Consider the following 13,697-nt stretch of genomic DNA (forward strand, 5'->3'; position numbering starts at 1 on the left):
GCGACCTGCCTTGTGATATTTTTCACAAGCCACCCACGCACCACCCACACCCCCGACGCACAGGCACCGACCACGCCGATCTCGGGAATCCTTTCCGACCCAACGTATGGCCACTGACACCACACTCCGCCCCGGCGAACTCAAGGACATCCTCCTTCGCGAAATCGAAGCCGCCGACCTGCACGAGCTCGACGTCGAAGAAGTCGGGACTGTCCTCGAGGTGAAAGACGGAATCGCGCGCATCTACGGCCTGCAAAAAGCCATGGCCGGCGAGATGCTCGAGGTCACGTCGTCCGAGACGGGGAACAAGGTCACCGCGCTCGCGCTGAACCTCGAAGAGGACAACATCGGCGCCGTCATCCTCGGCGATTATCTCCAGCTCAAGGAAGGCGACGAGGTGCGTCGCACCTCCCGCGTGCTCGAGGTGCCCGTTGGTCCCGAGCTCGTCGGACGCGTCGTCGACGCACTTGGCGCACCGATCGACGGACAGGGTCCGATCGACGCCAAGCACTCGCGCAAAGTTGAATCGAACGCGCCGGGTATCATCGTTCGCCAGCCGGTGAAAGAGCCGCTGCAGACGGGACTCAAAGCGGTCGACTCGATGATCCCGATCGGCCGCGGACAACGCGAGCTGATCATCGGCGACCGCGGCATCGGCAAGACCGCCGTCGCGATCGACACGATCATCAATCAGAAGGGCCAGGGCGTCATCTGCGTGTACGTCGCCATCGGCCAGAAGGCGTCGACCGTGGCCTCCGTCGTGGAGCGCCTCAAGCAGGCCGGCGCGATGGACTACTCGATCGTCGTCGTCGCGTCGGCATCCGATCCGGCGCCGATGCAGTACATCGCCCCGTACTCGGGCTGCGCGATGGCCGAGTACTTCATGTACAACGAAGGCAAGCCGACGTTGTGCGTGTACGACGATCTGTCGAAGCAGGCCGCGGCGTATCGCCAGCTCTCGCTCGTGCTGCGTCGTCCGCCGGGCCGCGAAGCGTTCCCCGGCGACGTGTTCTATCTCCACTCGCGTCTGCTCGAGCGCGCGGCCAAGCTCAGCGAAGATCCGAGCGTGGTCGATGGTAAGAATATTCTAAAGCCCGGCGGCTCGCTCACCGCGCTGCCGATCATCGAAACGCAGGCCGGCGACGTGTCGGCGTACATCCCGACGAACGTCATCTCGATCACCGACGGCCAGATCTTCCTCGAGTCCGACCTGTTCTTCGCGGGCGTTCGTCCCGCGATCAACGCCGGCATCTCGGTGTCGCGCGTCGGCGGCTCGGCGCAGATCAAGGCGATGAAATCGGTCGCCGGTCGTCTGCGCCTCGACCTCGCGCAGTTCCGCGAGCTCGAAGCGTTCGCCGCGTTCGCGTCGGACCTGGACCAGGCCACGCGCCGCCAGCTCGACCGCGGCGCGCGCACGGTGGAAGTCCTGAAGCAGGGCCAGTACCAGCCGATGCCCGTCGAGCAGCAGATTATGATCATCTACGCGGTCACCAACGGCCTCATCGACGATGTGCCGGTGCCGCAGGTGCGCGAGTGGGAGCGCGGCTTCCACGAGTACATGGCGACGAAATACCCGCAGGTGGGTGAAGGCATTCGCACGGGCAAGACGCTGACGAAGGACATCGAGGCCGATCTCAAGCGCGGCATCGAGGACTACAAGAAGTCGTTTGCGCCTGCGCGTGCGACCGGGATCACGAAGAGCGACCTGTAATGCACGCCCATCGCCCAACGCCCAACGCCCGGCGCGCCAATGGCTAAAGGACGCGAACTCAAAGGCCGCATCAAATCCGTCGAGAACACGCGCAAGATCACGCGCACGCTCGAGATGGTCGCGACCTCGAAGATGAAGCGGACGCAGGATCGCGTCGGCGCGGCACGGCCGTACGCCGAGGCGCTGCGCGAAGTCATCGCGAATCTGTATTCGTCCGAGCTGGCCGAGCGGTTCCCGCTGCTTCGCCAGCCGACGACGGTCAAGCGCGCCGCCGTCATCATGTTGACGGCGAACCGCGGCCTGGCCGGTGCGTTCAACGCGAATCTCATCAAGGAAACGCGCGCGACGGTCGCCCGGCTCGAGAAAGACGGTGCCGCGGTCGACATTCATGCCGTCGGCAAGAAGGGCATCGGCTACTATCGCTATCTCGGGCGCGCGCTCGCGAGCAGCCACACCGACATCGGCGATCGTCCGACGGCGGCGCAGGCCGCGGACATCGTGAACGCGCTGATGGATCAGTTCACGCGCGGCGAGCTCGATGCGGTCTACGTGATCTATCCGAACTTCAAATCGATTCTCTCGGCGCCGCCGGCCGCGGTGCAGGTGCTGCCGGTCGAGCCGCCGAAGGCCGGCGCGAAGCAGAAGGACTACATCCTCGCCCCGGATGCCGAGACGATTCTCGGCGAGCTGTTGCCGTTGTACGTCCGCAATGCCGTGTACCGCGCTCTCGTTGAGATGACCGCGGCGTTCTACGCGGCGCAGCGAACCGCGATGAAGAATGCCACCGACAACGCGTCGGACATGCTGAAGATTCTGGGCCGCACGTACAACCGCGCGCGCCAGGCCACCATCACGCAGGAGATCGCCGAGATCGTCGGCGGCGCTGCGGCTCTACAGGGATAAGGATTCCGTCATGGCTACCGCCACTGCGATTCACAATATTGGAAAGGTCGTCCAGATCATCGGACCGGTGCTCGACGTCGAGTTCGAGGCGGAACATCTGCCCGAGCTCTACAACGCGCTCGAGATCACCGGGACGGCGCCGGACGGCGAGCAGATCAAGGTCGTCGCCGAGGTGCAGCAGCACATCGGGCGCAATCAGGTGCGCGCCGTCGCCATGTCGTCCACCGACGCCGTGGTGCGCGGCATGGAAGTCGTCGACTCGGGCGGACCGATCTCGGTCCCCGTCGGCGCGCCCGCGCTTGGACGCATTCTCAACGTGCTCGGCGACCCGGTGGACAACGGCGACCCGATTCCGAAGGACGCGCTCCGCTGGCCGATCCATCGCAAGCGTCCGGACTTCGTGAACCTCGAGCCGAAGACGGAAATCTTCGAGACGGGCATCAAGGTCGTCGACCTCGTCTCCCCGTTCGTGAAGGGCGGTAAGATCGGTCTGTTCGGCGGCGCGGGCGTCGGCAAGACGGTCGTGATCATGGAGCTCATCAACAACGTCGCGAAGGGCCACGGCGGAAAGTCCGTGTTCTGCGGCGTGGGTGAGCGCACGCGCGAAGGCAACGACCTGTATCTGGAAATGAAGGAGTCCGGCGTTCTGCCGAACGTCGCGCTCATCTACGGGCAGATGAACGAGCCGCCCGGCGCGCGTCTCCGCGTTGGCCTCTCGGGTTTGACCGTCGCCGAATACTTCCGCGATCAGGAAAACGCGGACGTGCTCGTGTTCATCGACAACATTTTCCGATTCACGCAAGCTGGTTCGGAGGTCTCCGCGCTGCTTGGCCGCATGCCGAGCGCGGTCGGTTATCAGCCGACGCTGGCGACGGAGATGGGCGATCTGCAGGAGCGCATCACGTCGACGCGCAACGGCTCGATCACCTCGGTGCAGGCGATTTACGTTCCGGCCGACGACATCACCGATCCCGCGCCGGCGACGGCGTTCGCGCACCTGGACGCGACGGTCGTGCTCTCGCGCGCCATCACGGAGCTCGGCATCTATCCCGCGGTGGATCCGCTCGCGTCGTCGTCGCGCATTCTCGACGCCAACTACATTGGGGCGCGCCACTACAAGGCGGCGACGGACGTGCAGCGTATTCTGCAGCGCTACAAGGAGCTGCAGGACATCATCGCGATTCTCGGCATGGACGAGCTGTCGGAAGAGGACAAGCGCATCGTGGGCCGCGCGCGCCGCATTCAGCGTTTCATGTCGCAGCCGTTCTCGGTGGCCGAGCAGTTCACGGGCATTCCGGGCAAGTATGTGAAGCTCGAGGAAACGATTTCGTCGTTCGAGCGGCTGGTGGCGGGCGAGTTCGACAACTTGCCGGAGCAGGCGTTCTTCATGGCCGGCGGCATCGACGACGTCGTCGAGAACGCGAAGAAGCTGCAAGGCTGAGCGAGACACCGACATGCTCAAGGTTTCGGTGATCTCGCCGGAAGCGACTGTCTACGAGGGCGAGACCGACGCGATCGTGGCGCCGGCGTTCGACGGCGAGGTCGGCATTCTGACCGGCCACGCCCCGATGATGGCGCTGCTCGGCAAGGGGGTGCTGCGGCTGGGCGGCGACGCGGGCCCCAAGTTCAACGTGCAGGGCGGGTTTCTGCAGGTGGCGGACAACGTGGTGCGGGTCGTGACGGAACACGCGTCGGCGGCGTGAGTATTTCGTAATTAAAATTTAGTCATTCCGAGCGGAGCGAGGAATCTGGCGTCACGGTAGAGCGGCCGGTCCCTCGCTCGGGATGCCGGATTCCTCGCCTGCGGCTCGGAATGACGATGGCGGCTAAGCGAGAGGCCGGCGATTGCCGGCCTCTCGTGCATTCTCGCCCATACGCCCATACGCCCATACGCCCATACGCCCATACGCCCGCTCTACTTGGTCATCACCACCTGAATCACGCCATTCAGATTCCCGGTCCCGAACCGCGCCTGGGCCTCGGAGGCCGAGTAGAACTTGAGCGCCACGGCGGTGGAGAGGGCCATGGACTTCAGCATGTCCGTGTTGCCCGCCCGCTGCGTGTCGATGTAGACCTGAATGTCGTTGCTCGCCTCGTTGGTCAGGCCCGAGCGGCGCCCGATGCTCGACGAATTGCGCGGGTTGAGCCATTCGGGGTGCAGGCGTTGGACCGCGTCATACAGGTTCGTGACCGTGAGATCGTGCATGTCCTCGGCGAGGATGGTGTTGCGGTCGCGGTGCGGTACGTCGGCGGCCGGGTTGACCGCGCTCGCACTCTCGCTTGCCGCGCCCGCGCTGCCGCTCGCGCACGCGGTGGTGAATACGGTTGCGGCGGCGCAGGTCAGCAGCAGACGGGTCGCGCTCGCGGCGTGGTTGAATCGCATTGCGTCTCCGCTCAGGGCAGGCCGGGAATTCTCGTCCAGATCACGATCGTGCCGCACGTGTATCGCGCCGGCGATGCACCGAATTGCGAGGGCGTCGACGACGGGCCTGAGTATACCTCGACCGCCTCGATGTCGCTCGTCGGGTAGTCGTCGGCGTCGGTGTTGGTCACGCGCCGTCCGTCGATCCAGTAGTCGGGCGGACAGTCGAATCGCTTCACGCTCGCCGACTGGAAGCGAATGCCGCGGCCGCCGCGGCCGTGCGAGAATTGCAAGTTGGGCAGCGTGCGCAGCGCGTCGCTCAACTGGCTGGAGTGATGTTGCTCGATGTCCTCGCGCGTGAGGAAGACGCCGCTGCCGCGGGCGCGGCGCTCGTAGAATCCCGCGAGCGCGACATAGCGGCGCTCGAGCGCGGCGTCGACCTTCATGGCCTCGAGTACTTCGACGTTCGGCAGCATGGTCACCGACACGCTGTCCTGTCGCGCCGGGCGAAGCGTGAACTCGAACGTCTGCGGCTCGAAGCCGAGCCGCCGCAGACCGACGGTCACCTTGCCGGGATCGAGGGACGCGAGCTTGAAGAAGCCAAGGGTGTCGGTGCGGGTCCAGGCGTGGAGCGACTCGATGTTGACGTCCGCGCGCGGGACGGGCTTGCCGGCGCTGTCGCGAATCCATCCCAGGAGGATGGCACTACGCGACTGTGCCCGCGCCTGGTCCGCGGCGGACAAGGACAGGCACGCGACGCCAACGAGTACCGCGGCGATTCGACGCATGGCGCGAAGCACAGGCGGCTAGGTGGGGGTGGGTGGGAGTGCCGGGAGCGGGAAACGCCCTGAAAACACCTTCGAAACGCGCTAACACATTGCAGGCCGCGCCGCGGTCCGGCAAGAGACAGTCGGAGAGCGGCCTCGTTCGGGATATGAAGGGAATCCGGGCCGGGACGGTTCCCTCGCATCGTGCACGATGCTTGCGCAGCCTTTCGCGAACCTCGACCGGAACGCGAAGACGCATGTACGACGCATCATTTGATGGCACGGGAACGAAGGGACGCTGGTTGTGGATCATTCGGCTGGCGGCGGTACTGGCCGTCGTCATAGCGGGCTCGGCGGACGCCCAAATGCCCGGCACGCCCATTCTCCAGAACGCCTGGGCGACGCCGGGTGTCGTCGGGGCGATCGACATAGGCGGCGGGTCTGACGGGTCCGTCTATGCGGCGGCCGCTTCGTGGACGCCGGGTTCTGGCCGTTTCGAGGTCAGCGGCGGCGCCGGGTTCGCGAGCCACACCGGCGGAAGCTCCGGTGGGGTGTACGGCGCGCGTGTCGCACTGCCGCTGGGCGGTGCCTCGGGCTCGTTCGGCTTTGGCGCGTTTGCCGGGATCGGCGGCGGTGGCTCGGTCAAGCGAACGACCGCGACGACGGCCGGCACCATCGACTCGACTTCCAGCTCGACGCAGATTCCAGTGGGAGCGGCGGTGGGGTGGCGGCACGCCATTGGATCGGCGCGCGGGTTTTCGATATTCGGCACGCCGTCGTACGTTTTCGAGACGGGCGGCGGCAGCGGCAACAAGGGCCTGTTCCGGGTTGGCGTTGGCGCCGACTTCGGCATCACCAGCTCGCTTGGTGCGACGGTCGGCGGTGAGTTTGGCGCGACGCGCGCGCGGGGCTTGGGTGGACCCAGCGGATCTCTTTTCGGCGTTGGCGTGTCGTACGCGTTCGGCAAGCGGTAGATGGCTTGTGAATTGCCCCTTCATGGCCTGATGGCGCGCGACCTGTCTCGCGCCGCATCCCCGGAGCACCTAGGGCTGTATCATGAGCAATGCAGACTTGCCGCCGATTCTGGTGGTCGACGATAATCACGACAACGCCGAGATCATCAGGCAGTACCTGGAAATTCGCGGGTACCCGATCACGGTGGCCCACAACGGGGACGAAGCGCTCGCGCTGTTCGAGACGGTTCGGCCCGCTCTCGTGCTGCTCGACGTCATGATGCCGGGACGCGACGGTTGGGAGGTTTGCCGCATCATGAAACAGCATCCAACGCTCGGCCGCACGGTGCGCGTGGTGATGGTGACCGCGCTCGACGAATGGCAGGACAAGCGCGAGGCGTTGCAGATCGGCGCTGATGATTACGTCGAGAAGCCGTTCGATCTGCCGACGCTGGCCACCACGGTCGAGCGCAATCTGGCGATGCAGCGCGCCAAGGCTTCGTGATTTGAGCGATTCGCGGCTGCTCACCGATTCCACCGATACCTCCGTCACGGACGCGGTCAGTCGCCTGGAGGGATGGGAGGTGGAGCGCGTGTCGTCGGGCGAGCTGCCGAACGCCGTGGCCGCACGGTCTGGAGTGCGCGCCATGCTCATCACGTCCGCCGATCCGACCGTGCTGCGTCACGCGATCGAGCGGGCGCATAGCTGCGGCATTCCGGTCGTCGTCGGCTGCGCGGACGACACCGCGCGCCGCCGCGCCGTCGAGCTGCACGTCGAGGAGTGGTTTCGCTGTCCCGCCGATGCCGAGGAAGTCGCGCAGCGCATCCGCGCGGCGGTCGCACGCGGCACGGCGCATCGCGCGGCCACCAACGACCGCGTCGAGCGCGTCGAGTACGAGGAGATGCTTCACGATTCGCTCACCGGGCTGCCGACGCTGCCGGTGATGATCGAACGGTCGCGCAACCTGTTCAAGGAGCGCGGCGAGCTCGTGGTGCTGTATCTCAACTTCGTGCGCTACTCGAAGATCGAAGAGATCTACGGCTGGGAGAAGCTCGATGCGGTGCTCGAGACGACCGCGGCGGCGGTGCGCGAGTTCCTCGACGACACGTCGATGAGCACGTCGCGCGTGATGGTGAGCTTCACCAACGACGACGACTTCATTTTCTTTCACGTACCCGCCGCCGGCGTCGCCGCGGCGACGGAGAACGAGATCACCGATCTCGTGGCGCGGCTGCAGCGGCACGTCGGCGGGCGCATCGAGGCGCAGCACGGCGAAGACATCGCCGCGCTGTTCGACATCTACGTCGGGCGTGCGCACGTGTACTACAATCCGAAGATTCGCCTCGAGCGCCTGATCTATCGCGGCATTCGCGAAGCCGCCAACGCGGCGCGGTCGATCGAGGAGCGCGAGCGTGCGCGGCGCGTGGCCGATCTGCGGTCCAGCCTGCGCGATCGCGGCGTGTACGTCGACTATCATCCGATCGTCGTCACCGATACGAAAGAGATCTTCGGCTACGAGGCGCTCGCGCGCGGCGTCATGCGCAGCCTGCGGAGTCCCGAAGTGATGTTCGACGTCGCGGCGGAAGCCGATCTCGTCTGGGAATTGAGCCGGCTGTGCCGCGCGCGCGCGATCGAGGGGATGTCGTCGCGCCTGCGCGGCGACGAGCTGCTGTTCCTCAACGTCGATCCGCACGACTTTAGCGATCCGGCATTCAACGAGTCTGAAGTCGAGCATCCGGAGCGCGTGGTCATCGAGATCACCGAGCGCACCGCGATCAAGGACTATCCCAAGTTTCGCGAACGGCTGCAGAAGTTTCGCGAGCGCGGCTTCCGATTCGCCGTCGACGACGCGGGTTCGGGCTATGCGGGGCTGGGCTCGATCGCCAACCTCGAGCCGGACTTCATCAAGCTCGATATCTCGCTCATCAACGCGATCGACACGAATTTCATCAAGCAGAACCTGGTCGAAACGATGGTTCGCTTCGCGAACGACCATGGCGCCAAAGTGATCGCCGAAGGCGTCGAGCGCGCCGAGGAGTTCGAGACCGTCAAGCAGCTCGGCGTCCATCTGGTGCAGGGATTCTTCCTCCACCGGCCGAGTCACCTGCCGCTCAGCGCGCTCAAGCGAGAGAAAGCGGAGCCGGTGGAGAAAGTCGAGAAAGTGGGGTAGTCGGGCAAAACGGCATCCCACGGACGAACGTCGGACAACGGCGGATCGGCACGGAGACGGCGTGAACTGCCGTTGACGGCAGTTTAAATACTTCTTTAGGAAACCCCTCAGGACGCTCGAACCCGGGAGCGTCCAGAGGGTGTTCATAAAAGAACCGAAGTCTTTTTTGACGAAACCCTCGGGACGTTGCGATCACCAAACATCCCGAGGGTTTCGTCAAAAGTCACCGAACTGCCGTCAACGGCAGCTCACGCCGTCTCCGTGCCTGGCCGCTGTTGTCCGAAGTTCGTCCGTGGTAACGCGGAACTCTCCGCCGAGACGCTATCGTAATAGCCGATCAACGAGCTCGAACGATCGCTCCGCCGCGCCGATTCCACTTCGTACGAGCGCGCGTGCATAGTCACCGGCTTCGCGCCGCGACACCACATCGCCGAGCCACTGGCGCAGGCGCTTGGCCAGATCCGATTCGTCGCTCACGGCCGCGCCGCCGCCGCGTTGCGCCAGCAACGATGCATCGCGGCTGTTCTCGTGCTTCGGGCCGAACAACACCGGCGTGCCGAACGCCGCGGGCTCGAGCACCGAATGCAAACCCGCCGCATGAAATCCGCCGCCGACGAACGCGACGTCGGCCAGCGCATAGAGCTCGCCGAGCACACCGACGCGGTCGACAACGACGACGTCGGCCGTGGTGTGATGCGACTCATCGAGCCGCGCGACCGACAAGTTTGCGCGCTGCGCCCACGCCACGATGGGCGCCACGTGATCGTGCGTCGGCTCGTGTGGCGCGATGATGAGCCGAGCATCGACGGTGCGGCGCGCGGTCTCGAACGCGGGGAAGAGAGCCGCTTCGTCCGCCGGCCACGTCGATCCCGCAACGAGCGTCGGCCGAGGGTCGCGCAGGCGCTCGAGCATCGGGCTCGCGCGGTCGATGCCTTGCGCACGCAGCCACACTTGATCGTAGCGCGTGTCGCCGGTAACGACGATTGCACGCGGCGCGACGCCAAGCTCCACGAGCCGGTCGGCGTCGGCGCCGTCGATCGCGCCGACGACCTCGAGCGAGGCGTACGCTTCGCTGAGCAACGCCGCGGCCGTACGTGACCGACGCGACGAGCCGCGCGAGAGGGTCGCGCTGACGAGTCCCAGGCGAACACCGCGCGCCTTCGCTTCGCGAGTGATGATGGGCCATACATCGAGCTTCGAGAACACGAGCGCCGTCGGCGCAAGCGTGTCGAGGGCCACGCGCGCATCGCCCGGTGTGTCGAAGGGGAGATAGTCGCGGAAGTCGACATCGAGCCCGCGCGCGAATCCGACGGCACTGGGCGAGAAATGCGTGTACGCGAGCTGGACATCCGGCCGCCGCGCGCGCGTGAGTTCGAGAATCGGCCGGGCTTGCAGTCCTTCACCGACCGACGGCGCGTGCATCCAGAGCAGAGAACGCGATCGGTCCCGATAGTCGGCGGCCCATTCGCGATAGCGGCGGCGAATGCCTCGCCGCGCACGCAACGCCCGAAGCAGCTTGGACTCGCTTTCCGGCGCGACCACCGCGGCACCGCGCGCGATTTGCGCCAGCGCGCGGTAGCCAAGCTGCATGGGAAACCGCACGCGCGTTACGGCTTGGCCTTCGCCTTGAGTGCCGCCTCGATTGCCCCGCGCACGTCCGCCGCCACGCCGGCGGACAGGCCCTGGTCGTTCGTGAGCATCTTGCCGTCGACGAAGAACGTCGGCGTCGAGTTCACACCCGCGTTGTGCAGCTTGTCGTGATCGGCCTGGATGAGCGGCAGCGTCGCGTGCTTCGCCATGCAGCTGCGCCACTGCGCCATGTCGACTCCTGTTCCCGCGATCACGCTGTCGAGCTTCGCGATGGGCTTGGGCATCGACTCCCACTGCGGCTGGCTGGCGAACAACGCGTCGTGCGCCGGCCAGAACTTGTTTTGTACCGAGGCGCACATCGCCGCCTCGGCGGCGGGAATGGCGTTCGGATGAATGCTGAGCGGCATGTTCACGAACGCCAATCGGATTTTTCCTTTTTGCGCGTAGTCGCGCATCAACGGAAGGAACGACGCGTCGTGCCACTCCTTGCAGTACGGGCACTGGAAGTCGCTGGCCATGAGCACCCAGACGGTTGCCGACGGATCGCCGGCGATGCGGCCGCGGTCGGCGAGATCGGTGATGCTGTCGTGCGGCATCGTGCTCGAGGCGAGCGAGCCGTCGGCGCTGGCACTTTGCCGCGCGCCGGCTGTGTCGGTGGTGCGCGGCGTGGCCGCGGGGCGAGAGCAGGCCACGAGGAACGCGCAGGCGGCGAGCGATCGAAGCAGAATAGAAGGCATAAGGCGGGGTGGGTCGGGCGGCATCGGCACGGTGCCGAACGAACGTACGATCGATGAAAGCTACGCGGTGGGTCGATGGCTCACAAACCCTTTCGCCACAACGGTGTGCGACATGGAAGACGCAGGGCCGTACAAGGCATACGTCTTGCACCCCCGCGAACGTGCGGTGACCTCTCGCTCTCGAGAGTGATTCATCGTGCCACTTGAACTCGACGACATGGGAACGACGCTTGGCTGGTATGGACATGGAGGACCGATCATGCTGCTGATCCTCCTCGTTGGTATCGCCGGCCTCGCGGTGCTCCTCGAACGCTTGTACGTCATCGTCCTGCGCTCGAAGAACAACGGGCGGCCCTTCATCGAGCGCATCATTCAGCTCGTGCGCTCCGGCAAGATCGACGAAGCGATCAAGCAGTGCGCGGCATCGACGGCGGCGCTTCCCGACATGGGCCTGCTCATTCTGCGGAGCCGCAGCCGAGACGAAGCCGATCTGCAAAACGTCGCGAGCGCGGCCGCGCTGCACGTACTGCCCAAGCTGACGCGCCGCATTCACTATCTGCCGACGTTCTCGATCGTCGCCGCGCTGCTGGGCGTGCTCGGTACCGTGCGCGGCATTCATGACACGTTTCTCTCGCAGGCCGGCGTCGTCGCGGGTGAGAAATCGATCTGGCTCGGACTCGCCGGGTCGCTCACGCCGACCGCGTTCGGCCTGTCCGTCGCGATCGTGCTGCTGCTTGGCCGCGAGTATCTCGTGGGCCAGTCCGAGTTCATCACCGAGCACATTCACGAATTCTCGGCACGCTTGATCAACGCGTTGATCGATCGCCCCGACGTGCGCCTGGGTCATCGCTGACTACCGTTGGTGGGCCGGTGCGCGTAGCCTTCACCTCGTGATACGTCGCGCGCTCGCGCTCCTCTTCCTCGGCGTTCTGTCGCTGGCGGCCCAGGCTCCGCAAGTCCCCGCGGCGCCCGTCGGCTACGTCAACGACTTCGCGAAGGTCATCACCGCCGACAAGGTGGCGGCGATCACGCGCATCATCGACGACGTGCGCGCCAAGTCGGGCGGCGAGATCGTCGTGCTGACGCTGCCCGATCTGGGCGGCCGGCCCATCGAAGACGTCGCGCTGAACACCGCGCGCCAATGGAAGATCGGCCGCAAGGGTCAGCCCGGCGATCCGGCGCGGAACACGGGTGTGTTGATCCTCGTCGTGCCGAAGCAAACGAGCAGCGACGGCCAAGGGCACTCTCGCATCGAAGTCGGCAACGGCGCCGAAGGTTTCCTGACCGATGCGACGTCCGGCCAGATTCAGGACGAAGCCATCCCGTTCTTCGCGCAAGGCGACTACGGCAGCGGCATCGAGTTGATGACGCTGCGCGTCGCACAGCGATTCGCCGGCGAATTCCACTTCGCGCTCGATACCACGCTGCAGGCGCCGAGTGCGGAGCCTCTGCCGCCGGTGAGCGGCGGCCGCGCGATGCGCGGCGGCGGCATTCCGCCGTTCGTGTGGATGATTCTCTTGTTCGTGATTCTTTCGTTGTTGAACGGCGGCCGGCGCGGGCGTCGCGGTTGTGGTGGATGTATCCCGATTTTCTTTCCGTTCGGCGGGGGCGGCGGTGGTTGGGGCGGAGGAGGATTCGGCGGCGGCGGTGGATTTGGCGGTGGTGGCGGGTTCGGTGGTTTCGGCGGCGGCGGCGGTTTCAGCGGCGGCGGATCGAGCAGATCGTGGTGAGTCCTGGCGATGATGAGAGAACGATAGAGGCCCCATGGCGCGCATGAGATTGGACGAACTCGTCTCGCAGCTTCGCGCGGCGTACGGCACGGCGCTTCGCTCGATGGTGCTCTATGGCTCCGCGGCGCGAGGCAACCAAACCGACAAGAACTCCGACTACAACGTGCTCGTGATCGTCGACGTGCTCGATGTGTCGCGCCTCACCGCCGCGTCGGCCGCGTCGCGCGCGTGGACAGAAGCGGGGAACCCGGCACCCCTCACGATGACGATGAGCGAATGGCGCGGATCATCGGACATCTTTCCGATGGAGTACGCGGACATTCTCGAGCATCACAAGGTGCTGCACGGCGAATCTCCCTTCGACGGAATTCACGTCGAGCTTTCCGATCTCCGCTTGCAGCTGGAGCAGGAAGCGATGGGCAAGCTGCTCAAGCTGCGACAAGGCGTACTGGCTTCGGGGAATGACGGAAAGCGCGAACTCGAACTGTTGTCCGCCAGCGTGAGCGCGATTCTGATCGTGTTTCGCTCATTTCTTCGGTTGCATGGGAGCTCGGTTCCCACGGACAACGTCGCGCTCGTGAACGACGTCGCGGCACGCGCGTCGTTCGACGCGGAGCCGTTCGCCCGCGTGGTGCGTCACGCGCGTGGCGAAGCGGCGCTCAAGCCCGCGGACGCGAGTGTGGTGCTCACCGGCTACTTGCACGGCATGGAGCAGCTCGTGGCGTATCTCGACCGCTATCAGGCGCGGCCGGCGTGACACAATCCTCGGCGGC

The 13,697-nt window shown here is 65.7% G+C and carries 14 protein-coding genes; 10 read left to right on the forward strand and 4 right to left on the reverse strand.

Features of this window, described 5'->3' with window-relative positions:
• Positions 1-106: 106 nt before the first annotated feature.
• The 4 genes from atpA to atpC are packed head-to-tail and all read left to right on the forward strand — an operon-like array spanning position 107 to position 4,317.
• Entirely contained in the window at positions 107-1,711 is a 1,605-nt protein-coding gene (gene atpA / locus VN706_03120) for a F0F1 ATP synthase subunit alpha (protein ID HXT14590.1), read from the forward strand.
• A gap of 39 nt (positions 1,712-1,750) precedes the next feature.
• Positions 1,751-2,614, forward strand: a complete 864-nt coding sequence (gene atpG / locus VN706_03125; GenBank protein ID HXT14591.1) for an ATP synthase F1 subunit gamma — start codon at positions 1,751-1,753, stop codon at positions 2,612-2,614.
• A gap of 10 nt (positions 2,615-2,624) precedes the next feature.
• A complete protein-coding gene (atpD, locus tag VN706_03130; GenBank protein HXT14592.1) occupies positions 2,625-4,055 on the forward strand; it encodes a F0F1 ATP synthase subunit beta in 1,431 nt (476 codons plus the stop codon).
• Between the two features lie 13 nt (positions 4,056-4,068).
• Positions 4,069-4,317 carry an ATP synthase F1 subunit epsilon gene (gene atpC, locus VN706_03135; protein ID HXT14593.1) on the forward strand — a complete coding sequence of 83 codons (249 nt, stop codon included), beginning with the start codon at positions 4,069-4,071 and terminating at the stop codon, positions 4,315-4,317.
• A 212-nt stretch (positions 4,318-4,529) separates the two neighbouring features.
• Here atpC and VN706_03140 read toward each other — a convergent pair whose 3' ends face one another.
• Positions 4,530-4,997: a hypothetical protein gene (locus VN706_03140; GenBank protein ID HXT14594.1), complete on the reverse strand. Its 468-nt coding sequence runs from the start codon at positions 4,995-4,997 to the stop codon at positions 4,530-4,532.
• Positions 4,998-5,008: 11 nt separating this feature from the next.
• Positions 5,009-5,764: a TonB-dependent receptor plug domain-containing protein gene (locus tag VN706_03145; GenBank protein HXT14595.1), complete on the reverse strand. Its 756-nt coding sequence runs from the start codon at positions 5,762-5,764 to the stop codon at positions 5,009-5,011.
• A gap of 236 nt (positions 5,765-6,000) precedes the next feature.
• Here VN706_03145 and VN706_03150 point away from each other — a divergent pair, with 236 nt between their 5' ends.
• From VN706_03150 to VN706_03160, 3 genes are all read left to right on the forward strand, one after another.
• A complete protein-coding gene (locus VN706_03150) occupies positions 6,001-6,717 on the forward strand; it encodes a hypothetical protein (GenBank protein ID HXT14596.1) in 717 nt (238 codons plus the stop codon).
• Between the two features lie 82 nt (positions 6,718-6,799).
• Entirely contained in the window at positions 6,800-7,201 is a 402-nt protein-coding gene (locus tag VN706_03155; protein ID HXT14597.1) for a response regulator, read from the forward strand.
• Position 7,202: 1 nt separating this feature from the next.
• Positions 7,203-8,867, forward strand: coding sequence for an EAL domain-containing protein (locus tag VN706_03160; protein ID HXT14598.1), 1,665 nt, complete (start codon positions 7,203-7,205; stop codon positions 8,865-8,867).
• Between the two features lie 321 nt (positions 8,868-9,188).
• Here the strand turns inward: VN706_03160 and VN706_03165 are convergent, their stop codons facing one another.
• Together VN706_03165 and VN706_03170 are read right to left on the reverse strand one after the other, a co-directional pair.
• Positions 9,189-10,457: a glycosyltransferase N-terminal domain-containing protein gene (locus VN706_03165; GenBank protein ID HXT14599.1), complete on the reverse strand. Its 1,269-nt coding sequence runs from the start codon at positions 10,455-10,457 to the stop codon at positions 9,189-9,191.
• Positions 10,458-10,474: 17 nt separating this feature from the next.
• Positions 10,475-11,194: a thioredoxin domain-containing protein gene (locus tag VN706_03170; GenBank protein ID HXT14600.1), complete on the reverse strand. Its 720-nt coding sequence runs from the start codon at positions 11,192-11,194 to the stop codon at positions 10,475-10,477.
• A gap of 196 nt (positions 11,195-11,390) precedes the next feature.
• Between VN706_03170 and VN706_03175 the strand changes: the two genes are divergently transcribed.
• The 3 genes from VN706_03175 to VN706_03185 are packed head-to-tail and all read left to right on the forward strand — an operon-like array spanning position 11,391 to position 13,681.
• Entirely contained in the window at positions 11,391-12,047 is a 657-nt protein-coding gene (locus VN706_03175) for a MotA/TolQ/ExbB proton channel family protein (GenBank protein ID HXT14601.1), read from the forward strand.
• Between the two features lie 37 nt (positions 12,048-12,084).
• On the forward strand, positions 12,085-12,924 hold the full coding sequence (locus VN706_03180) for a TPM domain-containing protein (protein HXT14602.1): 840 nt from the start codon (positions 12,085-12,087) through the stop codon (positions 12,922-12,924).
• 34 nt (positions 12,925-12,958) lie between these two features.
• On the forward strand, positions 12,959-13,681 hold the full coding sequence (locus VN706_03185) for a hypothetical protein (GenBank protein ID HXT14603.1): 723 nt from the start codon (positions 12,959-12,961) through the stop codon (positions 13,679-13,681).
• Positions 13,682-13,697 lie beyond the last annotated feature (16 nt).

Source organism: Gemmatimonadaceae bacterium (assembly GCA_035606695.1).
Taxonomy (GTDB): domain Bacteria; phylum Gemmatimonadota; class Gemmatimonadetes; order Gemmatimonadales; family Gemmatimonadaceae; genus JAQBQB01.

Coding starts and splice junctions, on each gene's coding strand:
- atpC (HXT14593.1), top strand. CDS start 4,069: ATGCTCAAGGTTTCGGTGATCTCGCCGGAAGCGACTGTCTACGAGGGC.
- VN706_03185 (HXT14603.1), top strand. CDS start 12,959: ATGGCGCGCATGAGATTGGACGAACTCGTCTCGCAGCTTCGCGCGGCG.
- VN706_03170 (HXT14600.1), bottom strand. CDS start 11,194: ATGCCTTCTATTCTGCTTCGATCGCTCGCCGCCTGCGCGTTCCTCGTG.
- VN706_03150 (HXT14596.1), top strand. CDS start 6,001: ATGTACGACGCATCATTTGATGGCACGGGAACGAAGGGACGCTGGTTG.
- VN706_03155 (HXT14597.1), top strand. CDS start 6,800: ATGAGCAATGCAGACTTGCCGCCGATTCTGGTGGTCGACGATAATCAC.
- VN706_03140 (HXT14594.1), bottom strand. CDS start 4,997: ATGCGATTCAACCACGCCGCGAGCGCGACCCGTCTGCTGCTGACCTGC.
- VN706_03145 (HXT14595.1), bottom strand. CDS start 5,764: ATGCGTCGAATCGCCGCGGTACTCGTTGGCGTCGCGTGCCTGTCCTTG.
- VN706_03165 (HXT14599.1), bottom strand. CDS start 10,457: ATGCAGCTTGGCTACCGCGCGCTGGCGCAAATCGCGCGCGGTGCCGCG.
- atpA (HXT14590.1), top strand. CDS start 107: ATGGCCACTGACACCACACTCCGCCCCGGCGAACTCAAGGACATCCTC.
- atpD (HXT14592.1), top strand. CDS start 2,625: ATGGCTACCGCCACTGCGATTCACAATATTGGAAAGGTCGTCCAGATC.
- atpG (HXT14591.1), top strand. CDS start 1,751: ATGGCTAAAGGACGCGAACTCAAAGGCCGCATCAAATCCGTCGAGAAC.